Source organism: Ideonella margarita (assembly GCF_038066635.1).
GTDB lineage: Bacteria > Pseudomonadota > Gammaproteobacteria > Burkholderiales > Burkholderiaceae_C > Ideonella > Ideonella margarita.
In genome coordinates this window covers 1-616 of the sequence record NZ_JBBUTI010000036.1, presented here as the reverse complement: position 1 = coordinate 616, position 616 = coordinate 1, and the positions used below count along the sequence as shown (strand labels likewise).

1 protein-coding gene and 1 pseudogene are annotated in these 616 nt (G+C 64.4%); both read left to right on the top strand.

Annotation, left to right across the window (positions count from 1 at the left end; translation table 11 throughout):
* The coding region (locus AACH00_RS19840; protein ID WP_423221963.1) for an energy transducer TonB at positions 1 to 183 on the top strand (183 nt) is incomplete at its 5' end.
* Between the two features lie 89 nt (positions 184 to 272).
* Positions 273 to 616: pseudogene (locus AACH00_RS19835) on the top strand (MotA/TolQ/ExbB proton channel family protein); the annotation flags it as partial.

The following is a 616-nucleotide window of genomic DNA, read 5'->3' as shown; positions in this document are numbered from 1 at the left end:
GGCGAAGGCCGCGTGACCAAGGCCGAAGTGGTGGGCTCGTCAGGCCCGTCGCGTGAGCACCGTCAACTCGACCGCGTGGCAGTCGACGCGCTGGGCGCTTGCAAGTTCAAGCCTGGCACTGATGAGAACGGCAAGCCGACGGGCGCATTCGCGAACGTCGACTACGTCTGGCGACTGGAGTGAGGCGCGGGTCATCCTCGCGCCCACTTGAATCTCTGTTTCTGAACAACCCAATTTCCGAACCCCGGATCTTTTCTTTCCCCGGAGCATCCATGTCCATCCTGTCCCTCCTGCGTGCGCCGCTGATGGCCGCCGCCATCGCCGCTGCCGCTGCTGTCACCAGCTTCGCCCCGACCCCCGCTTTTGCTCAAGCCTCGGCCCCGGCCGCTGAAGCCGCAGCGCCTGCTGCCGCCGTGGCCCCTGAAGTGAAGAAGGAAACCATCGAGAACCCCTACGGCCTGGACGCGCTGTGGAGCCAGGGCGACTTCGTCGCACGCGGCACGCTGATCATCATGATCATCATGTCGATGGGCTCGTGGTACATCATCTTCACGAAGCTGTTCGAGCAGCGCAAGCTGCTGAAGGCCGCTGACGCCGCTGCCGAGACGTTCTGGCA